Raw genomic sequence first — 24,545 nt, 5'->3', positions numbered from 1 at the left:
GATCAGTCCTTCGCCACCTGCAGCACCAGCTTGCCGAAGTTCTGCCCCGTGAACAGCCGCGTGAGCGCCTCGGGGAAGGTGTCGATGCCCTCGACCACGTCCTCGCGGCTCTTCATGCGGCCATCCTTCAGGTAGGTCGCCAACTCGGCCACGGCGACGTGGTAGCGGTCGACATAGTCGAACACCACCATGCCCTGCATGCGCGCCCGGTTGACCAGCAGGCTCAGGTAGTTCTTCGGGCCTTGCGCGGGAGCGCTGTTGGCGTTGTTGTACTGGCTGATGGCGCCGCAGATGATGATGCGCGCGCCGCGCGCCAGTCGGGCCAGCGCGGCGTCGAGAATCTCGCCGCCGACGTTGTCGAAGTAGATGTCGATGCCCTTGGGGCAGTGCGCCTTGAGGCCGTCGCGCACGGCCGAGGGGCCGGCCTTGTAGTCGATGCAGGCGTCGAAGCCGAGCTCCTTGACCACCCAGTCGCATTTCTCCGCCCCGCCGGCGATGCCGACTGCGCGGCAGCCCTTGATCTTCGCGAGCTGGCCCACCGTCTGGCCGACCGCGCCGGCGGCGCCCGAGACAACCACCGTTTCGCCAGGCTTCGGCTGGCCGATGTCCATCAGGCCGAAGTAGCCGGTCATGCCCGGCATGCCCAGGACGTTGAGCCACTGCGTGATCGAGCCGGCGCGCAGGTCGACCTTGGTGAGCCCGCTGCGCTTGACCTCTTCCTGCGGGATCAGGATGTATTCCTGCACGCCCAGCGTGCCGTACACCGTGTCGCCGACCGCGAAGGCCGGGTGACGCGATGCGATCACCCGGCCGACGCCGCCCGCACGCATGACGGCACCGATCTCCACCGGCGGGATGTAGCTCTTGCCCTCGTTCATCCACCCGCGCATGGCGGGGTCGAGCGAGAGCGACAGGGTCTTGACGAGCACGCCGCCCTCCGCCGGTTCGCCGACCGGCTCGGTGGTGAACTGCCAGTTGTCGCGGGTGGCCGCGCCTTCGGGGCGCTTGGCGAGGCGGACCTGGCGATTGCTGAGAGTGCTGCTCATGGGTTTGTCTCCTGCCTGCGATGTTCGGGGAAGGATCGTAGCCCCGGCCGGACGACACGGCGGTAGCACAGGCGACAAGGTGCGTGCTGGTTCAGGCGCCAGGCAGCACGACGCTGACCGCCAGACCGGGCTGGGCGTTGCGCACCATCAGGGAGCCGCCATGCGCCTGAGCCACGAGGCGGCAGAGGTACATGCCGAGCCCAACGCCGCCGGTCGCGCGCTGGCGTGCGCTGTCGGTGCGGTAGAAGGGCTCGGTCAAGTGCTCCAGCTGAGCGGCATCGACGCCAGGGCCGAAGTCGCGCACCTCGAGCTCGATGCCGCTCCGCTCCGCCACGCGCAGCGCAATGCGCGGCGGCTCGGGCGCATCGACGCCGTAGCGCAACGCGTTCTCGAGCAGGTTGCGCACCAGCAGACGGATGCGCAGGCGGTCGACCGCGAGCGCGGGCAGGTCTTCTGCGATGTCGAGCACGACGCACCCGCCCTCGGGATGCTCGGCCACGACATCGCGCACCAGCGCCGCCAGGTCGACCGGCTCGCGCTGAAGCGCCACATGCGGGCTGGCGAGGCGCTCGCTTTCGAGCAGGTCGCTGATCAGGTCGCGCATCTCGGCCAGGTCACGCAGGAGTGCCGCGCGCTCCGTCTCGCCCTCCGGCGTGGCGGGCAGCAACTCGGCGTTGAGGCGGGCGCGCGTGAGCGGGGAGCGCAGCTCGTGGCTCAGCGCGAGCAGCAGCGCGCGCTTGGCATCGAGCATGCCCTGGATGTCATGCGCCATGGTGTTGATGCGCTGCGCCAGGTCGCCCAGCTCATCGTGCCGGCGCAGCGGAATCGGCTGGTCGAAGGCGCCGCGGCCGAAGCGCTCGGCGCCGTCGCGGATATCGTCGAGCGGGCGCAGCAGGCGGCGCACGTAGGCATAGGCGAGCACGATGAGTGCAAGCAGCAGGGCCAGCGTGATCCAGCCGATGCCGTGCGGCTCGCGCTGCCACGGCAGCGTGCCGAGCCCGAAGCTGATGCGATGCCCGTCCGTGGTGCTGCGCGTGAGCCAGTCGCCTCGGCCTGGGCCGAAGTTGCGCCAGCGGCGCTGCGGATGCGAGTCCCAGTTGACCACCGGCCCCTCGATGCGGATCGAGATCGGCAGCCGCGTGACCAGCGCCTCGGCACGCGCTACATCGGGCGGCGAGCCGAGCTCGGCGACCAGCCGGTCCATGTAGTCGCCCACCAGTGGCTGCGCCGCCTCGCGCCAGCCGTTGGAGAAGGCGCGCTGCATGCCGCCCAGGAACACCGCCGCCATCGCCATGGCGAGCAGGACAAAGACGGTGATCAGCCGCAGGCGCAGCGAATGCCGCCAGCGTCGGCGCCAGTGGCGGGGCGAATGCGGGCGCCGGTTCACGGATCGCTCTTGCCGACCGCGAGCATGTAGCCTGCGTTGCGCAGGGTCTTGATGCAGTCCAGCGGCTCCAGCTTCTTGCGCAGGCGGCTCACCACGATGTCGACGGCGCGGGTGTAGAGCTCGGCCTCGTGGCCGCGCAGCCGGTTGAGGATGTCGTCACGACTCCACACCTTGCCTGGCGGGTCGGCCAGGAGGGCGAGCAGTTCGAACTCGGTGCCGGTCAGCTCCACGCGCTCGCCCTGGCGCAGCACCTCCCGCCGGTCGAGGTCGATCGAGAGGCCTTCGAAGACCCGGCGCTGGGCAGGCGCCACGGCCGGCACTGCGCGCTGGCGGCGCAGGATGGTCTGCACCCGCGCCACGAGTTCGCGCGGCTCGAAGGGCTTGGGCAGGTAATCGTCGGCGCCGAGCTCGAGGCCGACCACCCGGTCCATGACGTCGCCGCGGGCGGTCAGCATCACGATGGGGATGTCACTGTCCTTGCGGATCTCGCGGCACAGGGCAAAGCCGTCCATCTCGGGCAGCATGACGTCGAGGATGGCGCAGTCGTAGGCCTGGGCCCGCAGCTTGGCCAAGCCCTCGCTGGGCCGCTGCGCGCTCTCGAGCACGCAGTCGAAGCGCGCAAAGTAGCTCGCCAGCGGCGCGGCCAGGTGCTCGTCGTCGTCGATCAGCAGGATGCGGGGCATGCGATGGGGATTGTGCCTACGGGCGAAGAGCAGGCTGGCGATCAGGCCGGCCGCCATCTCAGCGCGAAGACCCGCCTTGCGCGTGGCCGGCGGAATCCGTCATGCGGCGCGGTGCTCACCATGGATCTGTGGGGCCGACGCGGCCGAGATGGGTAAGACCGAACTCGCTTCCGTACTTGAGGCCATAGCCCAAGGCATGGTCCAGGCCGATGTGCGCACTCCAGACCAGGCCGAGCGCCACCACGGCCGGCGTGCCGCTGATCAGGCCCAGGCCCAGCAAGACGACCGGGCCGATGTACGAGTGCGCCGCGTTGTAAGCGGCGGCGCCCATTCGAGAGCTGGCGAGATAGCCGAGGAAGCTCAGGTCAGGCAGCAGGAACAGCATGGCGAAGGCGGCCCAGCTTGCGCCGAGGTGCACGTAGGCGGCCACCGCTGCTGCGAGCACGACCAGGCCTTCGAGCCGCAGCAGGATGCGCACGCCGCCCTGCGCTGCGCCGGATGGCGTGCTGTGCGTGTCCGACATCGGCCGCGACCGCGGCGGGTTCGAGCGCCTCTCGACCGGAAGCAGTGGTGCGGAAAGATCAGCCACGGTGGCCCCAGCGACGGCCGCGCTCCATGAACTCGCGCACCCTCTGCTGCTGGGTGGGATTCAGGTTGTCGAAGAAGTCGGCTGCCGCCGCAATCACCTCCGGGCTGCCGGCCTGGATTGCAGCCGTCTTGTCCCCGACCAGCTTCTTCGCCCGCTCCTGATCGAGCTTGGCCCCGGCGAACAAGGCGCGGAATTCCGCGCGCGGATCGCCGCCGCCGCGCAGCGCCTGGCGCTGGGCCTGGATCTTCTCGGCGAGCACATTGAGCTTCTGTTTCTGCGTGGCATCGAGCTCCAGCTTGCTGCCGACACGCTCGACCATGCGGGCGCGGAACTCGGCGCGGTCCTGCTCGGAGCCGCCGCCCCAACCGTGGCGATGGCTGGAGCAACCGGCAAGGCTACTGGCAACCAGCGCCGCGCCGGCAAAACCAAAGAGAGAGCGTTTGAACCAGGGTTTCATGAGAGTCTTCCTTCCAGTGCGATCGGGATCGATCAGGGGAGACTCGATGGTGCAATCCGGCCGCCTCGAAGTCCTTTCGTGGCAGTTTCGGCGTGTTTCGTTTTATTGCGGCGCGGCGAGCGCTATCAGGCTGGCCGGGTCGTCGGCCTCGAGCACCTGCTGCGTCCACGCCTGCAATTTGCTCGTGTCCGCGCGCAGCACCTCCTGCTTGACCGCCAGAATTTGCGAAGGGTGCATCGAGAAGCTGCGCAGGCCCATGCCCAGCAACAGGCGCGTGAAGGCGACGTCGCCCGCCATCTCGCCGCAAACACTCACCCCCTTGCCCTGGCGTCGGCACTCGGCAATGGTCTCGGCCACCAGGCGCAGCACGGCCGGGTGGGCAGGGTCGTAGAGATGAGCCACGGATTCGTCGGCGCGATCGATGGCCAGGGTGTACTGGATCAGGTCGTTGGTGCCGATCGACAGGAAGTCGAAATGCTTGAGGAAGATCTTGAGGGTGAGCGCCGCGGCCGGAACCTCGATCATTGCGCCCAGCTTGACTTTGCCATGCACGACACCGCGGTTGTCGAGCTCGGCGCGTGCAAAGTCGATCAGCGCCAGCGTCTGACGGATCTCGCTGGCGTGCGCAAGCATGGGGATCAGCAGGTGGATCTCGCCATGGGCCGCCGCGCGCAGGATCGCGCGGATCTGGGTCAGGAACATTGCAGGGTCGGCCAGGCTCCAGCGGATCGCGCGAAGGCCGAGCGCCGGGTTGAGGTGGGACTCGTCGTCGCGCATCATCTTGCCGTCGAGCGGCTTGTCGGCGCCGACGTCGATGGTGCGGATGGTGACCGGCATGCCCTGCATGCCCTCGATGGCGCGCCGGTAGGCCTGGTACTGCTCTTCCTCGTCGGGCAGGCGCGTCATGCGCTGGGCCTCGCGGCCCATGAAGAGGAACTCGCTGCGGAACAGGCCAACGCCGACCGCGCCAGCCTTCACCGCGCCGATCGTGTCCTCGGGCATCTCGATGTTGGCCAGCAGGTCGACCTTCTGGCCGTCCAGCGTGACGGCCGGCTTGTGGCGCAGGCGCGCCAGCCGGCCACGCTCGAGGTCGCCCTGGCGTTGCTTGAATCCGTATTCGGCCAGGATGATCGGCGAGGGATCGACGATCACCACGCCGGCATCGCCGTCGATGATGACCCAGTCGTCCTGCCGCACCAGCTGGCTGGCGCTGCGCGCCCCGACCACGGCCGGGATGTCCATGCTGCGGGCGACGATCGCGGTGTGCGAGGTGCGTCCGCCCACGTCGGTAACGAAGCCGGCGAACACGCTCTTCTTGAACTGCAGCATGTCGGCCGGGGAAAGGTCGTGGGCGATCAGCACCAGGGGAGCATCGATGGCGTCGCGGGCGGTCGGGTCGCTGTCCTCGTCATCGGCGGTGCGCTTGCGCCGCGGCGGCGTGGGAGCCAGCACCGCGGCGGTGCCCTTCATGCGGTGCAGCAGGCGCTCGACCACCTGCTCGAGGTCGGCCTTGCGCTCGCGCAGGTACTCGTCCTCCATCTCGTCGAATTGGCGCGCGACCACCTCCAACTGGGTGGTCAGCGCCCACTCGGCGTTGTAGAGACGCTCGACAATCCAGTGCTTGACGCCGCCGGTCAGCACCTCGTCCTGCAGCAGCATCAGGTGCACCTCGAGCAGCGCAGCGAGTTCATGGGGCGCGTCGTTGGGGCCCATCAAGGCCACGCTGGCCTGCAGCTTCTGCAGTTCCTCGGCGACCGCGTTGCGCGCGATGCGCACGCGATCGATCTCCGTCTCGACCTCTTCCGGCTTGATGAAGTAGTGGGCAACGTCCAGGCGGCTCGAGACCACGAGCACGGCGCGTCCGATCGCAATGCCACGGGCCACGGGCAGCCCATGGACGGCAAAAGTCATTCGCCTTCTCCGAACTTGTCGTTCATCAACGCGACGATCGCATCCATCGCTTCCTGCTCCCGCTCGCCATCGGTCTCGATCTCGACCGTCACCCCGATTCCCGCGGCCAGCATCATCACGCCCATGATGCTCTTGGCATTGACCCGCCGGTCGCCGCGTGCGAGCCAGACCTCGCATGGATAGCTGCCTGCGAGCTTGGTGAGTTTGGCCGAGGCCCGTGCATGCAGACCCAGCTTATTGCTGATGGTCACGGATGTCTTGATCACTGTGCTTTCTTCTTGCCTGATTCTGGGGTGCCGCCACGGCCACCTGCATCACCCCCGCGGTGCCACCGGTTAGCGCACGCTGCACCAGCGTCTCGAGGGGCTCGTTGCGGTAGCTTACGGCACGCAGCAGCATCGGCAGATTGACGCCGGCCACCAGACGCGAGCGCACGCCGTCGACCAGCTTCTGCGCCACGTTGCAGGGGGTGGCGCCGAACACATCGGCCAGCACCAGCACCTGCGAGCGAGGCGTGCGCTCCAGCTGGGCCAAGGTGATGCGTGCCGCCGCGAGGGTTTCGTCGGGGGACACGTTGGGCAGCACGTCGAGCGCCGCAATCGAGGGTTCGCTGTCGGGGAACACATGCAGAGCGCACTGCCGCAACGCCTGGGCGAGCGGCGAATGGGCAATGATGAAGATGCTGTTCATGCGAGTTGACGGCGGGTTCGTCGATTATGCGGGGGCGCCCAGTGGAAGTAGAAATAAGATAACAAACAGCATTTCATAGACAGTCCCAGCGCGCCCCGGAACACCGCATCGAAAGCCGGCAACCTCAGCAGGTCGAGTGAGGCCGTGCGAGTCACTGGACGACCTTCTTCTGGCTCGGTGCTATTCGCCTTCGGAGCGGCCGTGCGGCTCACTTGAGTACCTCCGCCTTCGGCTGCGGTGCTATTCGCCTTCGAACGGCCGTGCGGCTCACTGGAGTACCTTCGCCTTCGGCTGCGGTGCTATTCGCCTTCGGCCGTGCGGCTCATGGGAGCCGCAGGCCCTCGAAAAAGACGGTCGCCGCATCTGCCGACGTGGGGCTGCCCAGCACGGTGGCTTGGTAAAGCGCCGTCTTGCCGCCCCGTTGCTGGGCAAACCAGAGCATCCGAGTGGACGCAAGGTCTCCAGCGCCCTCTTGCCGCACCTCGAGGCGCACTGGCGCCGGGGAGGTGGTGGCGCGCGGCAGCGTGGCAGGGACTTCAGCCACCGTCGCGCCGGCCAGCTGGTTGCGGGTGGCGATGCGCCAGGCGCGCATCCAGCTTTCGGCCTGGCCCGCGTCCTCAGCGGTGGCATGGGCCACCGCGAAGGTGGCGCCGCCGGCCTCGCAGCCGGTCATGTCCACGGCGATCGATGTGCTGCCGCTACCCAGCGGCAGGTTGCGGGTCGCGCGGTCGGGCTTGCAGGGCAGCAGCGCGACCAGCCCGTCATCCGCGATCGGGACTTCGCGCCAGTTGAAGACCGGGCTGCAGGCGCCGAGGGCAGCGGCGAGCAGGACGAGGGGCGGCAATCGAGAACGGAACGGCATCGGCATCGGCAGCGGCACGGCATCGGAAGCAACGATTATCAAGCCGCCTTCCGGGAGGAAGGCAAAGGCGCCCTCAGGTGGGCGCGCGCGGCATGGCTGCCGGAACTAAAATGACGTCCGCCCATCTATCTTCTCGCCCATGAAAAAGCTTGTCCCCGTCGCCGCCATCGCAATCGCCCTGATTGCTGGCGTCGGCGTGTACCTGAATACAGGCGTCTCGGCGGCTCCCGCCTCCAGCTTCGTGCTGCTCGACGGGAGCAAGAAGAGCACGGAAGATCTGAAGGGCAAGGTTACGCTGGTCAATTTCTGGGCCACCAGTTGCGTCACCTGCGTGGCCGAGATGCCGAAGGTCATCGCCACCTACGACAAGTACAAGGACCGAGGCTACGACACCCTGGCGGTGGCGATGAGCTACGACCCGCCCAGTTATGTCGTGAACTTCGCCCAGACGCGCAAGCTGCCTTTCAAGGTGGCAATCGATAACACCGGTGCGGTGGCCCAGGCCTGGGGCGACGTGAAGCTGACGCCCACCACCTACGTCGTCAACAAGCGCGGCGAGATCGTTAAGCGCTATGTGGGCGAGCCCGACTTTGCCGAGCTGCACCGGCTCATCGAGAAGCTGCTCGCCGAAGCGTAGTCCAGCGCCGGGGGTGGTGTCATTCGAACACGGCCTTTGCCTTCACTTGCTGCGGAAGGTGTCGTGGCAGGACTTGCAGGTCTCGCCGACCGCCGAAACCGCGGTTTTGAGTGCATCCAGGTTACCGGCTTTCGAAGCGACCAGGAGCTTGCCTGTCTCGCTTACCAGTTTGTCGCTGAGTTCCCCGAACTTCGGCTGCTCTTTCCAGATCTCCGGCTTGGCCTTGCCGCCCTCCATGCCGGCGCCGAAGCCGATCCACGGCAGCTTCGAGATCTGCGCCACCATCTCGGCGTTCGACGTGGCGCTCGCGGCGTCATAGGGCGCGCGGCCACTGGACATGGCGCCCAGGCGGCTCATGTGGTATCCCTGCATGAACATCGCGCTCTGGCGGTACTTGATGGCGTCCTCGGGCTTTGCGAACTGGGCGATCGCGGGCAGGGACAGCGCGGCACCAGCCGCAGCAAGGATCATGGAGGCAAGGCGATTCATCGTGGTTCTTTCTTCTTGAAGCAACGCCAGGAGAACGGCGGCGCGCCAGTTTAGTGGCGCGTCATCGTGGGGCGTGCATAGCGACAACCCGTAGTCGCACTGGCTTCGACTTTGCTAATCTGCGCCTTCCGACGCTTCGCGCCCAGCCCTCCCGATGCCGCCCGCCCTTGAGTCCTCTTCGCGCTCCGCGAGCCTGGACGAAGTCAGCGTGACCCACACCCGCGTGTGGGACCTGCCAACACGCGTGTTTCACTGGGCCCTTGCGGGGGCGGTGACCGGACAGCTCGCCACCGGCTTCGGCGGGGCCATGGAGTGGCACTTCCGGGTGGGCTACGCGGTGCTTTCGCTGTTGCTGTTTCGTGTGGTCTGGGGCTTCATCGGCGGGCGATGGTCGCGCTTCGCCGCCTTCGCCTATTCGCCTCGCTCGATCCTGAACTATCTGCGCGGACGTGCGCATCCGGACCACCTCATCGGGCACACGCCGCTCGGCGCGCTCTCGGTTTTCGCGCTGTTGGCGATCCTGGCACTGCAGGTGGCGAGCGGTTTGATCGCTGACGACGAGATCATGGCCTCGGGGCCGCTCACGCGTTTCGTTTCGGGCGCGACGGTCAGCTTGGCCACCGCCTGGCACACCACGTTCGGCAAGTGGCTCGCGATTGCGTTGGTGAGCCTGCACGTGCTGGCAGTGCTCTTCTATGTGGCGATCAAGCGTCATCCGTTGGTAAGGCCGATGATCTTCGGCGACAAACCGGTCCCGGACAGCAGCCCAGCGCCCAGCCGGGACGACATCGCGTCCCGGTTGCTGGCCTTGATGGTTTTCGTGGCATGCGCAGCGTTCGCGACATGGATTGCTTCGCTCCGAGCATGAGCTATTCCATCTCCCGACCGCTACCTCTGGAAGGCACGCCCGACATCGTCCTGGTAACGCCGGACGCGCCGCACGAGATCGAAGCCACGCAGGCGATCTTCAGGGATTACGCGGCCTCGCTGGAGATTGACCTGTGCTTTCAGAATTTCGACGAGGAGCTGGCCACGCTGCCCGGGGACTACGCCGAGCCGCGCGGCGCGCTGCTGCTGGCCTTGGTCGACGTTGAAGGCAGCGGCGCGTCCTCCTCGCAGATCGATGCACCCATGATGCGTCGCGCGCACGGCGGTATGGCCTACGTGGCCGGCTGCTGCGCGCTGCGCCCACTGGACACGGCCGACTATCCGAACGCCGCCGAGATGAAACGGCTTTATGTGCGCCCGGCGTTTCGCGGCCTCGGGCTCGGCCGCCAGATGGCCGAGGCGATCCTGGACGCGGCACGCGGCGCTGGCTACGCGTGCGTGCTGCTGGACACCCTGGACGACATGGAATCGGCCCGCGAGCTCTACGAAGACCTCGGCTTCGTGGAGGTCCCGCCCTACTATCACAACCCCATTGCCGGGGCGCACTATCTCAAGGCAGAGCTCTAAGCACGTGAGCGCTCAGCCGCGCGCCTGCTTGAGCAGCGTCTCGGCGTCACTGACCTCGAACTTGCCTGGCGCCTCGACGTTGAGCGAGGCGATCTTGCCATTTTTCACCAGCATCGAATAGCGGTTGCTGCGCACCCCCATGCCTCGCGCCGTCAGGTCCAGCGTGAGTCCGGTCGCGTTCGCAAACGCGCCACTGCCGTCGGCCAGCATACGCACCTTGGTGCCGGTCTTCTGGTCGCGCGCCCAGGCGCCCATTACGAAAGCGTCGTTGACGCTCACGCACCAAATCTCGTCCACCCCTGCGGCCTTGAGTGCCTCATGGTTTTGCACGTAACCTGGCACGTGCTTGGCAGAGCAGGTCGGCGTAAATGCGCCGGGCAAACCGAAAATCGCGATCGTCTTGCCGGCTACGGCCTTGCTCACGTCGACCGGGTTCGGCCCGATGCTGCAGCCTTCGCCTTCGACCTCGGAATATTCCTGCAGGGTGGCGGATGGAAGGGTGTCACCGACTTGGATCATGGAGTGTGCTCCTGAAAAAGAAAAACGGCCCACATTGTGGGCCGCTTTTGCTTTGACTGCGTTGCCGCTGCGATCAGACCAGGACAGCCTTCTCGACCAAGCGGGTCACCACCCAGTTCTTGGACTTGGAGATCGGCCGACTCTCGGTGATCTCGATCAGGTCGCCCATCTTGTACTCGCCTTTTTCATCATGGGCGTGGTACTTGCTCGAGCGCATCACGATCTTGTCGTAGATCGGGTGCTTAACACGGCGCTCGACGAGCACCGTCACGGTCTTTTCACGCTTGTCGCTGACCACCTTGCCGATCAGGGTGCGCTTGAGGGATTTTTTAGCTTCCGTCATGGTCACTCCTTACTTGGCGGATTCTTGCTGCTTCTGCGCAAGAATGGTCTTGGCACGGGCGATGTCGCGACGTGTGACGCGCAGCGTGGCCGTGTTCGACAGCTGTTGAGTAGCCTTCTGCATGCGCAGGCCGAAATGAGCCTTCTGCAGATCCTTGATCTCGGTCTGCAGCGCGGCGACGTCCTTGTCGCGCAACGCTGCGGCCTTCGACACCTTGGCCGAAGCCGCCGTGTCCTTCTTCTTACGTGTTGCCATCAGTGTTCTCCTCGATCAGGCGCCGAGCTGGCGCGCGACGAAGGTGGTGCGCAGCGGCAGCTTGGCGGCAGCCAGTCGGAACGCTTCGCGGGCGAGTTCTTCGGGCACGCCGACGATCTCGTAAATCACCTTGCCGGGCTGAATTTCGGCCACGTAGTACTCGGGGTTGCCCTTGCCATTTCCCATCCGCACTTCGGCGGGCTTGGTAGAGATTGGCTTGTCGGGAAACACGCGGATCCAGATGCGGCCACCCCGCTTCACATGGCGCGAAATCGCGCGACGAGCGGCTTCGATCTGGCGTGCCGTCAGGCGGCCACGGTCGATCGACTTGAGGCCGAAGTCACCGAAGGACACCGCGTTGCCGCGGGTCGCGATGCCGGTGTTGCGGCCCTTTTGTTCCTTGCGGAACTTTCTGCGTGCAGGTTGCAGCATTTTTCTTACTCCGTAGTTCTAAGAACGATCACTCGTTCTTGGCACCGTCCGCTGCTGCAGCGGGCGCGGCTTTGCGGACGCGCTTAACGGCGGGTTTCGAGTCTGCACCCGGCTGTGCGCCGGTCGCTTCTGCGGGCTTGTCGCTGCCGTCGGCCGGGGCGACGTTGCCGCCGATCGGGCCGCGGGCACCGGCACGAGGGCCGCCGCGACGATCCGACCCCGGGCGGTCGCCGCCTGGACGGCCATCGCGCCGAGGGCCACGCGGGCGGCGCTCTTCTTCGGGACGCGGGGTCTCGACGGCGGGCAGGTCGTTGCGTCCCAGCGTGTCACCCTTGTAGACCCAGACCTTGACCCCAATGACGCCGTAGGTGGTCTTGGCTTCCGAGGTGCCGTAATCGATGTCGGCGCGCAGCGTGTGCAGCGGCACGCGGCCCTCGCGGTACCACTCGGTGCGGGCTATTTCGATGCCGTTCAGGCGGCCGGCCGACATGATCTTGATGCCCTGGGCGCCCAGACGCATGGCGTTCTGCATGGCGCGCTTCATGGCGCGGCGGAACATGATCCGCTTTTCGAGCTGCTGCGTGATGCTGTCGGCGATCAGCTGTGCATCGATCTCCGGCTTGCGCACTTCTTCGATGTTCACGGCAACTGGGACGCCCAGTTGCTTGCCGAGCTCGCGCTTCAGGTTCTCGATGTCCTCGCCCTTCTTGCCGATCACGACGCCCGGACGTGCCGAGTAGATCGTGATGCGGGCGTTCTTGGCAGGCCTCTCGATCATGACGCGCGACACGGAGGCGTTCTTGAGCTTCTTCTTCAGGTACTCGCGGACCTTGATGTCTTCGGCCAGCATGCCCGCGAAGTCGCGGTTGCTTGCGTACCAGCGGCTGGACCAGTTACGGCTGACCGCAAGGCGGAAGCCGGTCGGGTGGATTTTCTGTCCCATATGTGTTCCAGCCTGTTAGTTGCCCACCGTCACGTACACGTGGCACGTGGGCTTGCTGATGCGGTTGCCGCGGCCCTTGGCGCGCGCGGTGAAGCGCTTGAGCGTGGCGCCCTGCTCGACGTAGATGGTCTTGACCTTCAACTCGTCGATGTCGGCACCGTCGTTGTGCTCGGCATTGGCGATCGCCGACTCGAGCACCTTCTTCACAATCACAGCGGCCTTCTTCTGCGTGAACTGCAGAATGTTGAGCGCCTGATCGACCTTCTTGCCGCGGATCAGATCGGCGACCAGCCGGCCTTTGTCGACCGAAAGGCGGACGCCGCGGAGGACTGCACGTGTTTCAGACATGGTCGTTCCTTACTTCTTCTGGACTTTCTTGTCCGCGGGATGCCCCTTGAACGTACGCGTGAGCGCAAATTCGCCGAGCTTGTGCCCGACCATCTGGTCGGTGATGTAGACAGGCACGTGCTGCTTGCCGTTGTGCACGGCGATGGTCAGGCCGATGAACTCCGGCAGAACCATCGAGCGGCGCGACCATGTCTTGATCGGCTTCTTGTCCTTGTTCGTCACAGCCTTGTCGGCCTTGGCCACCAGGTGATGGTCGACGAAGGGACCTTTCTTGAGAGAGCGAGTCATTGTGCTGTCCCTTACTTCTTGCGACGCGACACGATGAAGACCTGCGTGCGCTTGTTGTTGCGGGTGCGATAACCCTTGGTGAGATTGCCCCACGGATCGACAGGATGGCGGCCTTCGCCAGTCTTGCCTTCGCCGCCACCGTGCGGGTGGTCGACCGGGTTCATCACCACGCCGCGAACGGTCGGGCGAATACCCATCCAGCGCTTCACACCGGCCTTGCCAAGCTGGCGCAGGCTGTGCTCTTCATTGGCGACTTCACCGATGGTCGCGCGGCACTCGACGTGTACGCGGCGCACTTCGCCCGAACGCATGCGGACCTGGGCGTAGACGCCTTCGCGGGCCAGCAGCGTGGCCGAGGTACCAGCCGAGCGGGCGATCTGCGCGCCCTTGCCAGGCTGCAGCTCGATGCAATGGATCGTCGAACCCACGGGGATGTTGCGGATAGGCAATGTGTTGCCGGCGCGGATCGGCGCTTCGGCACCACTCAGCAGCGTTGCGCCGGCTTCCAAGCCGCGCGGAGCGATGATGTAGCGGCGCTCGCCGTCGGCGTAGCAGACGAGCGCGATGTGGGCGGTGCGATTCGGGTCGTACTCGATGCGTTCGACCTTGGCCGGAATACCGTCCTTGTTGCGCACGAAGTCCACGACACGATAGTGGTGCTTGTGGCCGCCGCCCTTGTGACGGGTCGTGATGTGGCCGTTGTTGTTGCGGCCGGCCTTTTGGAACTGGGGCTCCAGAAGGGCAGCGTGCGGCGCACCCTTGTACAGGTGGTCCCGCGAGACCTTCACCGCGCCACGCTGGCCCGGCGAAGTCGGTTTCATCTTGATGACAGCCATAATTAAGCGCCCTCCCCGACCAGATTGAGCTCTTGACCGGCCTTGAGCGTGACGTAGGCCTTGCGAACGTTGTCGCGGCGGCCGACCGACTTGCCAAAGCGCTTGCTCTTGCCCTTGGTGTTGAGCACGGACACGCCTTTCACTTCGACCTTGAACATCAGTTCGACGGCCGCCTTGATCTCGGGCTTGGTGGCGTCCTGCAACACCTTGAAAGTAACTGCATTCGACTTCTCCCCGACCATCGTGGCCTTTTCGGACACGATCGGTGCGACCAGCACGTTCATCAGACGACCTTCGTCGAACTGACGCTGCTGAGGCGTAGGATTCATGCGGCTCATGCGAACATCTCCTTGAGCTTGTCGACGGCACCCTTGGTGACCAGCACCTTCTTGTAGTGAACCAGCGACACCGGGTCGGCGTAACGCGGCTCGACCACGAGCACGTTCATCAGGTTGCGAGAAGCCAAGTAAAGGTTCTCGTCGACTTCCTCGGCGATCACGAGCACGGACTCGAGATTCATCGCCTTGAACTTGGCAGCCAGCGCCTTGGTCTTGGGGGAATCGACCTTGATCGATTCGACCACCGCCACCCGGCCTTCGCGTGCAAGCTGCGAAAAAATGGACGCCATGCCGGCGCGATACATCTTTTTGTTGATCTTCTGTGAGAAGTTCTCGTCAGGCATGTTCGGGAAGATGCGGCCACCCCCACGCCACAGCGGCGAGGAAGTCATACCGGCACGGGCGCGGCCCGTTCCCTTTTGTTTGAATGGCTTCTTGGTGGAATGCTTGACCTGCTCGCGGTCCTTCTGGGCACGCGTGCCCTGGCGAGCATTGGCTTGGTAGGCGACCACCACCTGGTGCACCAGGTCTTCGTTGTAGTCACGGCCGAACACAGTCTCCGGCGCGTCGTACTTGGACGCGGCTTGACCTTGTTCGTTCAGGAGTTCGAGTTGCATTGCTTTTGCTCCTTAGGCCGCCGGCGCGGTCTTGGCCTTGACGGCTGGGCGAATGGTCACGAAGCCACCCTTCGCACCCGGAATCGCGCCCCTGATCAGAAGCAGCTGACGCGCTTCATCGATACGGATCACATCGAGGTTTTGGGTCGTCACGGTAACGTCGCCGAGATGACCCGTCATGCGCTTGCCCGGGAAAACCCGGCCGGGGTCCTGCGCCATGCCGATGGAGCCCGGCACGTTGTGCGAACGGCTGTTGCCGTGCGAGGCGCGCTGCGAGGACATGTTGTGGCGCTTGATTGTGCCGGCGTAGCCTTTGCCGATGGAGGTGCCCTGCACGTCGACCTTCTGGCCCACTGCGAATACGCTGCCCACGGCGATCGCGCCGCCAGCTTTGTGCTGGGCAGCCGCATCGGGGGTGAGGCGGAATTCCTGGATGATTTCGCCCGCTTCGACGCCGGCCTTGGCGAGATGACCTGCTTCGGGCTTGGTAACGCGCGACGCCTTGCGCGAGCCAAACGTCACCTGCAGCGCGACGTAGCCGTCGGTCTCTTGGGTTTTGATCTGGGTCACGCGGTTGTTGGACACATCCACCACCGTGACGGGAACAGCGTCCCCATCATCGGTGAAGAGACGCATCATCCCCACCTTGCGGCCCAGCAACCCGAGGGAGTTGCTCAGACTCATGGTTTTTTCTCCAAGACTCCCGCCGCTGCCACTTCAATTGGCGACAGCGTTTGGTATGCGGAAGAAGGTTGATAAAGGTCTGCCCCAAGTAGCGCCTAGCGTGCGCAAATTGGGCAGAGCCAAAGATTATAGCTCCCGAGGCTTTCGAAGCGCAAGTAGACGGCCTTCACTGCCAGTCGGGCTCACTTGACCGGCATGGAGATGATCTTGTCCCCATCGGGCGCTTGCTTCAGTCCGCTGCTAGCGGGCATGGCGGAAGGCGCCTTGCCTACCTGGACGGCGATGGAGGTCGCACTGGTCGCGCCATTTTGGGTCGTGAACACGTGGAGATAGCCGGTGCCACCGGCGTCAGGAACAACCTGAACGGTCAATGCCGATGCTTGGCCGGCCGGCAGCGTGTGCGGCCCTGCCGAGCCGGCGATGGCCAAGCCCCCGTCTGCCGCGAGCTTGACAGTGCCGCCCGCGGGATCGCTGACGCCGTCGAAATTCAGCACGACTGGAACCGGACTGCCGGGCTGCGGCGTGCCGTCAATACGATACTGAACGCCGATACCCGAGCCGCCGGGTTTCACGGGTGCTGCGGTCATTCCTGCCGAAGCAGCATGCCCGGGCTTCGCGTTTTGCGCACAAGCCTGCAAGGACAGGCCCATGACCAGCGCTGCCATGGCGATGGCTGGGAGGCTGCGAGGTGCAAGCATGGCTGTGCTCCTAGTTGATGGTGACGGTGAAGCATGTGCTCGCCGCCGAGTTGTTGAAGTCGTTGACCACCAGAATGGCCTCGCCCGCAGCCAAGCTGACAGAGCCCGTTTCGTTACCGCCGACGGTGGACAGGCCCTCGCCTGCGCGCCGCCCCTGGTACACCACGAAGTCCGGATCCGATGCGGCCGGTCCACCGGTAACGGCGATGCTGTAGGTGCGCTGGGCCGGGGCAGTGAAGCGCAGGTAGGCATAGCTGCCCAGCTTGTTGCCGGCACGCGCTGGGTCGGCTTCGCTCGTCACGCAGGCCGGCGTGCCGGCCCCAAGCGCTGCCGGTTTGTACATGGGGAGAGCGAATGCGCCGAGGCCGCCATCGTTGGTCTCGTTGTTCGCAAACGGATCGTTCGGGACCGCAATACTTTGGCTGGCCAGCAATGAATTTAACGCTGCGGCGCTCCCCGGCGCGACGACGTTGAAGGTCACGGAAAACGGATGGATGGAGGTCACCGCCAGACCGTTCTTGAACGACGGCGCGGTGAGTGCATCATGAATCGGCTTGAAGCCGACCTGGCCGTTCAGATTCCAGAGAACAGACTGGATCGATGCCTCGCGGAACCAGCCCGGATTGGACGTCGTTCCCGTGGTCAAATCGAGATTGGAGCCCAAGGCTTGGTTGGCGCCGGCCGAATCGGTGTAGTTGCTGCGCCCCAGGGCGATGCCTGACCAGGCATTGCCCCAGCCCTCCGAAAAGGCCAAGCGCCGATCCAAGCGTTCACTGAGGGAATGACTGCCACCAGGCGAATCGTCGCGGCTGAAGGCTGACTGGTAGTAGTGCCCCCATTCGTGGGCTACCACAGAGCTGTCGTACTCATCGGTATCGACGTTCTCCTTGCCCAGCACATAGATGGCACGGACCGCGCCGGTCCCGCTCGAACTGGTGAAGAAGGTCGTCCCGATCTGCCCTAGCGCAGGATTCCCTGAGGCGGGCACATTGTTGACGCTCCAGAAGATGCGTAGAGGCGGAAAGACCGTGCTTGGCGCGACCGAGAGCACCTTGGCCTGGGTCGCGTAGACCGTGTCGAGCACGGCGAAAGGCCCGGCGACACGGGTCGAGTCGTAGCTCGAGCCGCTCCAGCCTGAAGGCGCATGGACGTTGCGCGTCACCGCCGCACCGCCAGTGGAGAAACTCCCGCTCTCCATCGAATAAAGGGCTTCGCTCTGGGTGTTGTCGCGCACGGTGACATCCCAGCTTGCGCCGGAACCCGTCTGCAGCAGTTGGGCCTTGACTCGTACGTTGACGGTCGTGTTGGCAGGGACGGACACAGAATAAGCGCCGTTGCCGTCAGCCGCGGTGCTGGCCAGCACAGTGCCATTGGCATCGAGGATCTCGACGACCGCACCCCGGACCGGCTTGGCAGTCATGGCTCCATAGCTCAGCCCGCCGTTGGTGTTGGGCACCGAATCAAAAGTTACGTTGCCGCTCAACGTGACTGTGGTCGCGCCCGGCACACTGGTGACCGGAAAGAAGCCACCCCCTCCGCCTCCCCCGCCGCCGCCACACGCCCCGAGAACCGCCAGGGCAAGTAGCGCCATGCTCCGCAGGAACCAAGTTTTCATGATCTCTTACTCCCCAGGGCGACCATGCCCGGCAGATCGCCGTCGACGAAGGATGCCACATCACAGGTCAAAAAAAAAAGCCCGCCAGCGTTTCCGCGAGCGAGCTTATTCCTACAAAGCCAAACCGGCTTTACTGCAGCTTGATTTCGACGTCCACGCCGGCCGGCAGATCGAGCTTCATCAGCGCGTCTACGGTCTTGTCGGTCGGATCAACGATGTCCATGAGGCGCTGGTGCGTGCGGATTTCAAACTGGTCGCGGCTCGTCTTGTTGACGTGCGGCGAACGCAGGATGTCGAAACGCTTCATGCGGGTCGGCAGGGGCACGGGGCCCTTGACTATCGCGCCGGTGCGCTTGGCGGTGTCGACGATCTCGGCAGCCGACTGGTCAATCAGCTTGTAATCGAACGCCTTCAGGCGGATGCGGATTTTTTGCTTGGCAGCCATGGTGATTCCTTTGCGTTCGATCAGATGTCGAGGATCTTCGCCACCACGCCCGAGCCCACGGTGCGGCCGCCTTCGCGAATGGCGAAGCGCAGGCCCTCCTCCATGGCGATGGGGTTGATCAGCTTCACCGTGATGGACACGTTGTCGCCGGGCATGACCATCTCCTTGTCCTGGGGCAGCTCGATCGCACCGGTCACATCGGTGGTGCGGAAGTAGAACTGCGGACGGTAGTTGTTGAAGAAAGGCGTGTGACGCCCGCCCTCGTCCTTGCTCAGCACATACACCTCGGCGGTGAAGTGCGTGTGGGGCTTGATGGAGCCCGGCTTGCACAGCACCTGCCCGCGCTCGACATCCTCACGCTTGGTGCCGCGCAGCAGCACACCCACGTTGTCGCCAGCCTGGCCCTGGTCCAGCAGCTTGCGGAACATCTCAACGCCCGTGCAGGTGGTCTTCTGGGTCGCTCGGATGCCGACAATCTCGATTTCCTCGCCAACCTTGATGACGCCGCGCTCAACGGCTCCGGTCACCACGGTGCCGCGGCCAGAGATGGAGAAGACGTCTTCCACAGGCATGAGGAAGGTGCCGTCCACCGCACGCTCAGGGGTGGGGATGTAGCTGTCCAGGGCCTCGGCCAGCTTCATGATGGAGCCCTCGCCGAGTTCGCCCTTGTCGCCTTCCAGGGCCAGCTTGGCCGAGCCGTGAATGATGGGGGTGTCGTCGCCCGGGAATTCGTACTTGTCCAGCAGCTCGCGCACCTCCATCTCGACGAGCTCCAGCAGCTCCTTGTCGTCGACCATGTCGCACTTGTTGAGGTAAACGATGATGTAGCCCACACCCACCTGGCGCGCCAGCAGGATGTGCTCACGGGTCTGGGGCATCGGGCCGTCGGCTGCCGAGCACACGAGGATGGCGCCGTCCATCTGGGCGGCACCGGTGATCATGTTCTTGACGTAGTCGGCGTGGCCAGGGCAATCAACGTGCGCGTAGTGGCGATTGGCCGTCTCGTACTCGACGTGGGCCGTGTTGATGGTGATGCCGCGCGCCTTTTCTTCGGGCGCCGCATCGATCTGGTCGTAGGCCTTGGCTTCACCGCCGAACTTGGCCGACAGCACGGTCGCAATCGCCGCCGTCAGGGTCGTCTTGCCATGGTCCACGTGACCGATCGTGCCCACGTTCACGTGCGGCTTCGTGCGGGTGAATTTTCCTTTTGCCATTTTTCAATCCTTGAAAGAGCAGGCCCGTGTGTTGGTTTTACGTCTGCATCTTGTTGCTGCTTCCTCCGCCACGGGCAACGGAGGGCACAAGATCGCAGACAGAACTGGGGAAGAACAAGGACGGCCAAGCGCCTTCGTTCGGGGCCGCGCGCTACTTCGTGCGTGCAGCGACGATGGCTTCAGCAACGTTGCGCGGAGCTTCCGCGTACTGCTTGAATTCCATTGTGTAGGTGGCGCGGCCTTGCGACATCGAGCGCAGCGTGGTCGAGTAGCCGAACATCTCCGACAGCGGAACTTCGGCCTTGATCGCCTTGCCGCCGCCGACCATGTCTTCCATGCCCTGAACCATGCCTCGGCGGGAGGACAGGTCGCCCATCACATTGCCGGCGTAGTCCTCCGGCGTCTCGACTTCCACGGCCATCATCGGCTCGAGGATCACGGGGTTGGCCTTGCGGGCACCCTCCTTGAAACCGAAGATCGCGGCCATCTTGAAGGCCATTTCGTTCGAGTCCACATCGTGGTACGAACCGAAGTGCAGCGTGACCTTGACGTCCACGACCGGATAGCCGGCCAGCACGCCCTGTGTCAGCGCTTCCAGTACGCCCTTTTCCACTGCGGGGATGTACTCGCGCGGCACCACTCCGCCCTTGATCGCATCGACGAACTCGAAGCCCTTGCCGGCTTCCTGCGGTTCGATCTTGAGCACGACATGGCCGTACTGGCCCTTGCCGCCCGACTGGCGCACGAACTTGCCTTCGGCGTCTTCAACGGTCTTGCGGATGGTCTCGCGGTAGGCCACCTGGGGCTTGCCTACGTTGGCTTCAACACCGAACTCGCGCTTCATGCGGTCCACGATGATTTCGAGGTGCAGTTCGCCCATGCCCGAGATGATGGTCTGGCCGGATTCCTCGTCCGTCTTGACGCGGAACGACGGGTCTTCCTGCGCGAGACGCTGCAGGGCAATGCCCATCTTTTCCTGATCGGCCTTGGTCTTGGGCTCGACGGCCTGCGAGATCACCGACTCGGGGAACACCATCCGCTCGAGCATGACGATGGCGTTCGGATCGCACAGGGTTTCGCCCGTTGTCACTTCCTTCAGGCCCACGCACGCGGCGATGTCGCCGGCACGAATTTCGCTGACTTCTTCGCGATTGTTGGCGTGCATCTGCACGATACGGCCGATGCGCTCCTTCTTGCCGCGCACCGGGTTGTAGACGCTGTCGCCCTTGGACAACACGCCCGAGTACACACGCACGAAGGTCAGTTGACCCACGAAGGGGTCGGTCATCAGCTTGAACGCGAGGGCCGAGAACTTCTCTTCGTCGTCGGCCTTGCGCACCACCGGTGCTTCGTCTTCGTCGGTGCCGGCTACAGGGGGAATGTCCGTCGGCGCGGGCATGTATTCGATGACTGCGTCCAGCATGGCCTGCACGCCCTTGTTCTTGAAGGCCGAGCCGCACAGCATTGGCTGAATCTCACCGGCGATGGTGCGCTGGCGGATGGCCTTCTTGATTTCTTCCTCGGAAAGCGTCTCGCCTTCGAGGTACTTGTTCATCAGCTCTTCGCTGGCCTCGGCAGCGGCTTCGACGAGCTTTTCGTGGTATTCGTTGCAGACATCGACCAAGTCGGCCGGGATCTCACCATAGGTGAAGGTCACGCCCTTGTCCTCGTCCCAGATGATGGCCTTCATCTTCACCAGGTCGACGATGCCGCGGAACTTGTCCTCGGCGCCGATCGGGATCTGGATCACGACCGGATTGGCCTTCAGGCGGTCGATCATCATCTGGCGAACGCGCAAAAAGTTGGCACCGGTGCGATCCATCTTGTTGACGAACGCGAGGCGGGGCACCTTGTACTTATTGGCTTGGCGCCAAACGGTTTCCGATTGAGGCTGCACGCCGCCAACAGCGTCATAAACCATCACGGCACCGTCGAGCACACGCATGGAGCGCTCGACCTCGATGGTGAAGTCAACGTGGCCGGGGGTGTCAATGATGTTGATGCGGTGCTCGGGGAAGTTCTGCGCCATGCCTTTCCAGAAGCAGGTGGTAGCAGCCGAGGTGATGGTGATGCCGCGCTCTTGCTCCTGCTCCATCCAGTCCATCGTGGCGGCGCCGTCGTGCACTTCGCCGATCTTGTGGTTCACACCGGTGTAGAACAGGATGCGCTCGGTGGTGGTCGTCTTGCCGGCGTCGATGTGCGCAGAGATACCGATATTGCGGTAGCGCTCGATGGGGGTCTTGCGGGACATGAAATTACTCCAATAACGGATGAAAGCCCGCCCACCACACGGTGGGTCGGGCTTCCAGCCAATGCTCTTGTTGAGGGCGGTTTCTAGAAGCGGAAGTGACTGAAGGCCTTGTTGGCCTCGGCCATGCGGTGCACTTCGTCGCGCTTCTTCATGGCGCCGCCACGGCCTTCCGTGGCTTCCATGAGCTCGTTGGCCAAGCGAAGAGCCATCGACTTCTCGCCGCGCTTGCGAGCGGCTTCCTTGATCCAGCGCATCGACAGCGCCAGTCGGCGCACCGGGCGCACTTCCACAGGCACTTGATAGTTGGCGCCGCCGACGCGGCGCGACTTCACTTCGACCATAGGCTTGACGTTGTTGATCGCCATGGTGAAGGCCTCGACCGGGTCCTTGCCCGGGTTCTTTTTCTCGATCTGGTCCAGGGCACCGTAGATGATGCGCTCGGCAACAGCCTTTTTGCCGCCTTCCATGATCACGTTCATGAATTTGGACAGCTCGACATTGCCGTACTTGGGATCCGGCAGGATTTCACGTTTGGGGACTTCGCGACGACGTGGCATTTCTCTAACCTCTTTGCTTCAGTTGGCGCCTCTTTTCAGAGACACCGCGAGAACCGACGGGAGCTCTCACTTACTCGACCCGACAGTGGGTCACTTCGTTCGACGCGACCGACAGGCGCGCCCAACACCGATTGAACACTCGAAAGCTCAAGCCTTCTTGGGACGCTTCGCGCCGTACTTGGAACGCGACTGCTTGCGATCCTTCACTCCCTGCAGATCCAGCGAGCCGCGCACGATGTGGTAGCGAACGCCGGGCAGGTCCTTGACACGACCTCCGCGAACCAGCACCACGCTGTGTTCCTGGAGATTGTGGCCTTCACCGCCGATGTAGGAAATGACTTCGAACCCGTTGGTCAGGCGCACCTTGGCGACCTTGCGCAGTGCCGAGTTAGGCTTCTTGGGGGTCGTGGTGTAGACCCGGGTACAGACACCGCGGCGTTGCGGCGAGTTCTGCATGGCAGGGCTCTTCGACTTGATCTTTTCGACCTCGCGACCCTGACGCACCAGTTGATTGATGGTTGGCATGAATGAATAAGTCCCAAAACATCCCGGTCGAGCCCCTCACCGTGACATGAGGCAACCGAGAGATGACGAAAACGTGAAACCCTTCGGAAATTTCCGAAAAGCCCGCGAGTATAACACTGAGCGCAGACAGCACAGCTCACGGGACCACCGCTCGCTGGGGTGTCGGCGCGTGGTCGGCGCCGTCGTCGAAGCCGCGCAGACTGGAATGCTCGTCTTCGGCCGGCTAGAGAAGAACGCGCCTAGGGCGAGCTCTACTTGATCCAGAGGCGGATGGCATCCCAGGCGCGGCCCAGGACGCCGGCCTGTTCCACCGGCTCCAGCGCAATCAGCGGCACCTCGGCGACCGGCTGGTCGGCCAGCGTGATCCTGAGCGAGCCAATCGGCTGGTTGCGGGCAAAGGGGGCGACCAGGGGATCGGGCCGCGCCACTTGCGTCTTGATCTTTCCTGCAGCGCCCGCCGGCACCGCCACCACGATCGGCTCGACGCGACCGAGCTTGACGGTGTTCTCCTTTCCCTTCCAGACCGGCGGCGTGGCGACCGGTTGGTTGGCATCGAACAGGCGGACCGCATCGTACGCCGTATAGCCCCAGTTCAGCAGCTTCTGCGATTCGTTGGCGCGAGCGTTCTCACTGGCCGCACCGAGCACGACAGACAGCAGGCGTCGACCGCCGGGAAGGTTGGGGAAATCGCGCTTGGAGGTCACGACCACGCAGTAGCCCGCCGCGTCGGTATGGCCTGTCTTGAGCCCGTCAACCGTCGGGTCGCGGAACAGCAGCAGGTTACGGTTCGTGTCGTTGATCGAGGGCGTCCCGGGATAGCGGTACTTTTTGATCGAGTAGTAGTGCAGATATTCGGGGAAGTCGCGCATCAGCCGCATCGCAAGAATGCTCAGGTCGCGCGCCGTGGTCGTGTGACCCGGTGCCGTCTGGCCCTCGGGGTTCTTGTAGCTGGTGTTCTTCATGCCCAGAGCCTTGGCCTGGTCGTTCATGAGCTCGACAAAATGCTCCACCGTGCCGCCCACGCTCTCGGCCAGCGCAATGGTGGCGTCGTTGCCCGACTGCACGATCATCCCTTTGATGAGGTCCTCGACGGGCACCTGCATCTTCGGATCGATGAACATGCGCGAGCCCGGCATCTTCCAGGCACGGGTGCTGACCGGCAGGGCCTGCTGCAGGGTGATCTTCCTGGCGTTGAGTGCGTCGAAGACCAGGTAGGCCGACATCAGTTTGGTGAGCGAACCCGGCTCGACCTGCGTATCGATGTCCTTCTGCGCCAGCATCTGGTTGGCCGTCACGTCCAGCAGCAAGTAGCTGCGCGCCGCGATTTCCGGAGGTTGCGGCACCTGGGCTGCGGCGATCAGGCAGAAGAATGCGGCGGCGGCTGCGAAGGCGCGCAGCGAGCCGAGAAGACGAGTCATTGAGGTGCGAAGA

At 64.5% G+C, this 24,545-nt stretch carries 32 protein-coding genes; 3 read left to right on the top strand and 29 right to left on the bottom strand.

From position 1 onward, the window contains the following. Positions 1–2: 2 nt before the first annotated feature. The 9 genes from G3W89_RS02075 to G3W89_RS02035 form a co-directional block, all read right to left on the bottom strand. Positions 3–1,046, bottom strand: a complete 1,044-nt coding sequence (locus tag G3W89_RS02075; RefSeq protein WP_162572548.1) for an NADP-dependent oxidoreductase — start codon at positions 1,044–1,046, stop codon at positions 3–5. Between the two features lie 91 nt (positions 1,047–1,137). Next, entirely contained in the window at positions 1,138–2,433 is a 1,296-nt protein-coding gene (locus tag G3W89_RS02070) for a HAMP domain-containing sensor histidine kinase (RefSeq protein WP_232076273.1), read from the bottom strand. Further along, entirely contained in the window at positions 2,430–3,116 is a 687-nt protein-coding gene (locus G3W89_RS02065) for a response regulator transcription factor (protein ID WP_162572547.1), read from the bottom strand. The genes G3W89_RS02070 and G3W89_RS02065 overlap by 4 nt, the downstream gene beginning before the upstream one ends. Positions 3,117–3,231: 115 nt before the next feature. Beyond that, positions 3,232–3,639 carry a DUF4260 domain-containing protein gene (locus G3W89_RS02060; protein WP_162577279.1) on the bottom strand — a complete coding sequence of 136 codons (408 nt, stop codon included), beginning with the start codon at positions 3,637–3,639 and terminating at the stop codon, positions 3,232–3,234. Positions 3,640–3,697: 58 nt separating this feature from the next. Then, positions 3,698–4,162: a Spy/CpxP family protein refolding chaperone gene (locus G3W89_RS02055; protein ID WP_162572546.1), complete on the bottom strand. Its 465-nt coding sequence runs from the start codon at positions 4,160–4,162 to the stop codon at positions 3,698–3,700. Positions 4,163–4,264: 102 nt separating this feature from the next. Further along, a complete protein-coding gene (ptsP, locus tag G3W89_RS02050) occupies positions 4,265–6,073 on the bottom strand; it encodes a phosphoenolpyruvate--protein phosphotransferase (protein WP_162572545.1) in 1,809 nt (602 codons plus the stop codon). After that, on the bottom strand, positions 6,070–6,339 hold the full coding sequence (locus G3W89_RS02045; RefSeq protein ID WP_068674839.1) for an HPr family phosphocarrier protein: 270 nt from the start codon (positions 6,337–6,339) through the stop codon (positions 6,070–6,072). Before G3W89_RS02045 ends, ptsP begins: the two co-directional genes overlap by 4 nt. Further along, positions 6,308–6,763, bottom strand: a complete 456-nt coding sequence (locus G3W89_RS02040) for a PTS sugar transporter subunit IIA (protein ID WP_162572544.1) — start codon at positions 6,761–6,763, stop codon at positions 6,308–6,310. Before G3W89_RS02040 ends, G3W89_RS02045 begins: the two co-directional genes overlap by 32 nt. Positions 6,764–7,085: 322 nt before the next feature. Further along, a complete protein-coding gene (locus G3W89_RS02035) occupies positions 7,086–7,667 on the bottom strand; it encodes a hypothetical protein (protein WP_232076272.1) in 582 nt (193 codons plus the stop codon). A 97-nt stretch (positions 7,668–7,764) separates the two neighbouring features. Here G3W89_RS02035 and G3W89_RS02030 point away from each other — a divergent pair, with 97 nt between their 5' ends. Beyond that, positions 7,765–8,262: a TlpA disulfide reductase family protein gene (locus tag G3W89_RS02030; RefSeq protein WP_162572543.1), complete on the top strand. Its 498-nt coding sequence runs from the start codon at positions 7,765–7,767 to the stop codon at positions 8,260–8,262. A gap of 42 nt (positions 8,263–8,304) precedes the next feature. On the opposite strand, the gene G3W89_RS02025 is transcribed toward G3W89_RS02030, so the two are convergent. Next, a complete protein-coding gene (locus tag G3W89_RS02025; protein WP_162572542.1) occupies positions 8,305–8,751 on the bottom strand; it encodes a c-type cytochrome in 447 nt (148 codons plus the stop codon). A 154-nt stretch (positions 8,752–8,905) separates the two neighbouring features. Between G3W89_RS02025 and G3W89_RS02020 the strand changes: the two genes are divergently transcribed. Both G3W89_RS02020 and G3W89_RS02015 read left to right on the top strand, forming a co-directional pair. Further along, positions 8,906–9,619: a cytochrome b/b6 domain-containing protein gene (locus G3W89_RS02020; RefSeq protein ID WP_162572541.1), complete on the top strand. Its 714-nt coding sequence runs from the start codon at positions 8,906–8,908 to the stop codon at positions 9,617–9,619. Then, positions 9,616–10,206, top strand: coding sequence for a GNAT family N-acetyltransferase (locus G3W89_RS02015; protein WP_162572540.1), 591 nt, complete (start codon positions 9,616–9,618; stop codon positions 10,204–10,206). The genes G3W89_RS02020 and G3W89_RS02015 overlap by 4 nt, the downstream gene beginning before the upstream one ends. Positions 10,207–10,218: 12 nt before the next feature. Here G3W89_RS02015 and G3W89_RS02010 read toward each other — a convergent pair whose 3' ends face one another. The 19 genes from G3W89_RS02010 to G3W89_RS01920 form a co-directional block, all read right to left on the bottom strand. Further along, a complete protein-coding gene (locus tag G3W89_RS02010; RefSeq protein WP_162572539.1) occupies positions 10,219–10,725 on the bottom strand; it encodes a peroxiredoxin in 507 nt (168 codons plus the stop codon). Positions 10,726–10,798: 73 nt separating this feature from the next. Further along, entirely contained in the window at positions 10,799–11,068 is a 270-nt protein-coding gene (rpsQ, locus tag G3W89_RS02005) for a 30S ribosomal protein S17 (protein ID WP_162572538.1), read from the bottom strand. 9 nt (positions 11,069–11,077) lie between these two features. Beyond that, on the bottom strand, positions 11,078–11,281 hold the full coding sequence (gene rpmC / locus G3W89_RS02000) for a 50S ribosomal protein L29 (RefSeq protein WP_068674931.1): 204 nt from the start codon (positions 11,279–11,281) through the stop codon (positions 11,078–11,080). A 57-nt stretch (positions 11,282–11,338) separates the two neighbouring features. Further along, the gene (gene rplP / locus G3W89_RS01995; RefSeq protein WP_068674864.1) at positions 11,339–11,755 is read right to left on the bottom strand and encodes a 50S ribosomal protein L16; all 417 of its coding nucleotides are present in this window, start codon (positions 11,753–11,755) and stop codon (positions 11,339–11,341) included. Between the two features lie 28 nt (positions 11,756–11,783). Continuing rightward, entirely contained in the window at positions 11,784–12,698 is a 915-nt protein-coding gene (gene rpsC / locus G3W89_RS01990; RefSeq protein ID WP_162572537.1) for a 30S ribosomal protein S3, read from the bottom strand. Positions 12,699–12,713: 15 nt separating this feature from the next. Next, on the bottom strand, positions 12,714–13,046 hold the full coding sequence (rplV, locus tag G3W89_RS01985; RefSeq protein WP_019657678.1) for a 50S ribosomal protein L22: 333 nt from the start codon (positions 13,044–13,046) through the stop codon (positions 12,714–12,716). A gap of 9 nt (positions 13,047–13,055) precedes the next feature. Continuing rightward, positions 13,056–13,334, bottom strand: coding sequence for a 30S ribosomal protein S19 (gene rpsS, locus G3W89_RS01980; RefSeq protein WP_062478874.1), 279 nt, complete (start codon positions 13,332–13,334; stop codon positions 13,056–13,058). An 11-nt stretch (positions 13,335–13,345) separates the two neighbouring features. Beyond that, positions 13,346–14,170, bottom strand: a complete 825-nt coding sequence (gene rplB / locus G3W89_RS01975; protein WP_162572536.1) for a 50S ribosomal protein L2 — start codon at positions 14,168–14,170, stop codon at positions 13,346–13,348. A 2-nt stretch (positions 14,171–14,172) separates the two neighbouring features. After that, positions 14,173–14,499, bottom strand: coding sequence for a 50S ribosomal protein L23 (rplW, locus tag G3W89_RS01970; RefSeq protein ID WP_174258301.1), 327 nt, complete (start codon positions 14,497–14,499; stop codon positions 14,173–14,175). A 5-nt stretch (positions 14,500–14,504) separates the two neighbouring features. Then, entirely contained in the window at positions 14,505–15,125 is a 621-nt protein-coding gene (gene rplD, locus G3W89_RS01965) for a 50S ribosomal protein L4 (protein ID WP_162572534.1), read from the bottom strand. Positions 15,126–15,137: 12 nt separating this feature from the next. Continuing rightward, positions 15,138–15,809: a 50S ribosomal protein L3 gene (gene rplC, locus G3W89_RS01960; RefSeq protein WP_162572533.1), complete on the bottom strand. Its 672-nt coding sequence runs from the start codon at positions 15,807–15,809 to the stop codon at positions 15,138–15,140. A 182-nt stretch (positions 15,810–15,991) separates the two neighbouring features. Next, positions 15,992–16,507 carry a hypothetical protein gene (locus tag G3W89_RS01955; protein ID WP_162572532.1) on the bottom strand — a complete coding sequence of 172 codons (516 nt, stop codon included), beginning with the start codon at positions 16,505–16,507 and terminating at the stop codon, positions 15,992–15,994. 10 nt (positions 16,508–16,517) lie between these two features. Then, positions 16,518–18,122, bottom strand: a complete 1,605-nt coding sequence (locus G3W89_RS01950; protein ID WP_162572531.1) for a hypothetical protein — start codon at positions 18,120–18,122, stop codon at positions 16,518–16,520. A gap of 130 nt (positions 18,123–18,252) precedes the next feature. Next, the gene (gene rpsJ, locus G3W89_RS01945; protein WP_106560600.1) at positions 18,253–18,567 is read right to left on the bottom strand and encodes a 30S ribosomal protein S10; all 315 of its coding nucleotides are present in this window, start codon (positions 18,565–18,567) and stop codon (positions 18,253–18,255) included. A gap of 20 nt (positions 18,568–18,587) precedes the next feature. Further along, positions 18,588–19,781 (bottom strand): elongation factor Tu, encoded by a 1,194-nt coding sequence (gene tuf / locus G3W89_RS01940; protein WP_162572530.1) that lies wholly within the window; start codon positions 19,779–19,781, stop codon positions 18,588–18,590. 151 nt (positions 19,782–19,932) lie between these two features. Next, positions 19,933–22,032: an elongation factor G gene (gene fusA, locus G3W89_RS01935; RefSeq protein WP_162572529.1), complete on the bottom strand. Its 2,100-nt coding sequence runs from the start codon at positions 22,030–22,032 to the stop codon at positions 19,933–19,935. A gap of 83 nt (positions 22,033–22,115) precedes the next feature. Then, positions 22,116–22,589 (bottom strand): 30S ribosomal protein S7, encoded by a 474-nt coding sequence (gene rpsG, locus G3W89_RS01930; protein WP_106560959.1) that lies wholly within the window; start codon positions 22,587–22,589, stop codon positions 22,116–22,118. Positions 22,590–22,736: 147 nt separating this feature from the next. Further along, positions 22,737–23,114: a 30S ribosomal protein S12 gene (rpsL, locus tag G3W89_RS01925; protein ID WP_028249584.1), complete on the bottom strand. Its 378-nt coding sequence runs from the start codon at positions 23,112–23,114 to the stop codon at positions 22,737–22,739. Positions 23,115–23,365: 251 nt separating this feature from the next. Continuing rightward, the gene (locus G3W89_RS01920) at positions 23,366–24,532 is read right to left on the bottom strand and encodes a D-alanyl-D-alanine carboxypeptidase family protein (protein ID WP_162572528.1); all 1,167 of its coding nucleotides are present in this window, start codon (positions 24,530–24,532) and stop codon (positions 23,366–23,368) included. Between the last annotated feature and the right edge of the window lie 13 nt (positions 24,533–24,545).

This window comes from Variovorax sp. PBL-H6, assembly GCF_901827155.1.
Classification (GTDB): Bacteria; Pseudomonadota; Gammaproteobacteria; order Burkholderiales; family Burkholderiaceae_C; genus Variovorax.
This window is presented reverse-complemented; position numbering and strand designations above follow the sequence as displayed.

Bases quoted from the DNA above. Each gene is read 5' to 3' on its own strand.
- G3W89_RS02075 (WP_162572548.1), bottom strand. From the start codon at position 1,046: ATGAGCAGCACTCTCAGCAATCGCCAGGTCCGCCTCGCCAAGCGCCCC.
- G3W89_RS02065 (WP_162572547.1), bottom strand. From the start codon at position 3,116: ATGCCCCGCATCCTGCTGATCGACGACGACGAGCACCTGGCCGCGCCG.
- G3W89_RS02060 (WP_162577279.1), bottom strand. From the start codon at position 3,639: ATGTCGGACACGCACAGCACGCCATCCGGCGCAGCGCAGGGCGGCGTG.
- G3W89_RS02055 (WP_162572546.1), bottom strand. From the start codon at position 4,162: ATGAAACCCTGGTTCAAACGCTCTCTCTTTGGTTTTGCCGGCGCGGCG.
- ptsP (WP_162572545.1), bottom strand. From the start codon at position 6,073: ATGACTTTTGCCGTCCATGGGCTGCCCGTGGCCCGTGGCATTGCGATC.
- G3W89_RS02040 (WP_162572544.1), bottom strand. From the start codon at position 6,763: ATGAACAGCATCTTCATCATTGCCCATTCGCCGCTCGCCCAGGCGTTG.
- G3W89_RS02030 (WP_162572543.1), top strand. From the start codon at position 7,765: ATGAAAAAGCTTGTCCCCGTCGCCGCCATCGCAATCGCCCTGATTGCT.
- G3W89_RS02025 (WP_162572542.1), bottom strand. From the start codon at position 8,751: ATGAATCGCCTTGCCTCCATGATCCTTGCTGCGGCTGGTGCCGCGCTG.
- G3W89_RS02020 (WP_162572541.1), top strand. From the start codon at position 8,906: ATGCCGCCCGCCCTTGAGTCCTCTTCGCGCTCCGCGAGCCTGGACGAA.
- G3W89_RS02015 (WP_162572540.1), top strand. From the start codon at position 9,616: ATGAGCTATTCCATCTCCCGACCGCTACCTCTGGAAGGCACGCCCGAC.
- G3W89_RS02010 (WP_162572539.1), bottom strand. From the start codon at position 10,725: ATGATCCAAGTCGGTGACACCCTTCCATCCGCCACCCTGCAGGAATAT.
- rpsQ (WP_162572538.1), bottom strand. From the start codon at position 11,068: ATGACGGAAGCTAAAAAATCCCTCAAGCGCACCCTGATCGGCAAGGTG.
- rplP (WP_068674864.1), bottom strand. From the start codon at position 11,755: ATGCTGCAACCTGCACGCAGAAAGTTCCGCAAGGAACAAAAGGGCCGC.
- rpsC (WP_162572537.1), bottom strand. From the start codon at position 12,698: ATGGGACAGAAAATCCACCCGACCGGCTTCCGCCTTGCGGTCAGCCGT.
- rplV (WP_019657678.1), bottom strand. From the start codon at position 13,046: ATGTCTGAAACACGTGCAGTCCTCCGCGGCGTCCGCCTTTCGGTCGAC.
- rpsS (WP_062478874.1), bottom strand. From the start codon at position 13,334: ATGACTCGCTCTCTCAAGAAAGGTCCCTTCGTCGACCATCACCTGGTG.
- rplB (WP_162572536.1), bottom strand. From the start codon at position 14,170: ATGGCTGTCATCAAGATGAAACCGACTTCGCCGGGCCAGCGTGGCGCG.
- rplW (WP_174258301.1), bottom strand. From the start codon at position 14,499: ATGAATCCTACGCCTCAGCAGCGTCAGTTCGACGAAGGTCGTCTGATG.
- rplD (WP_162572534.1), bottom strand. From the start codon at position 15,125: ATGCAACTCGAACTCCTGAACGAACAAGGTCAAGCCGCGTCCAAGTAC.
- rplC (WP_162572533.1), bottom strand. From the start codon at position 15,809: ATGAGTCTGAGCAACTCCCTCGGGTTGCTGGGCCGCAAGGTGGGGATG.
- G3W89_RS01955 (WP_162572532.1), bottom strand. From the start codon at position 16,507: ATGCTTGCACCTCGCAGCCTCCCAGCCATCGCCATGGCAGCGCTGGTC.
- G3W89_RS01950 (WP_162572531.1), bottom strand. From the start codon at position 18,122: ATGAAAACTTGGTTCCTGCGGAGCATGGCGCTACTTGCCCTGGCGGTT.
- rpsJ (WP_106560600.1), bottom strand. From the start codon at position 18,567: ATGGCTGCCAAGCAAAAAATCCGCATCCGCCTGAAGGCGTTCGATTAC.
- tuf (WP_162572530.1), bottom strand. From the start codon at position 19,781: ATGGCAAAAGGAAAATTCACCCGCACGAAGCCGCACGTGAACGTGGGC.
- fusA (WP_162572529.1), bottom strand. From the start codon at position 22,032: ATGTCCCGCAAGACCCCCATCGAGCGCTACCGCAATATCGGTATCTCT.
- rpsG (WP_106560959.1), bottom strand. From the start codon at position 22,589: ATGCCACGTCGTCGCGAAGTCCCCAAACGTGAAATCCTGCCGGATCCC.
- rpsL (WP_028249584.1), bottom strand. From the start codon at position 23,114: ATGCCAACCATCAATCAACTGGTGCGTCAGGGTCGCGAGGTCGAAAAG.
- G3W89_RS01920 (WP_162572528.1), bottom strand. From the start codon at position 24,532: ATGACTCGTCTTCTCGGCTCGCTGCGCGCCTTCGCAGCCGCCGCCGCA.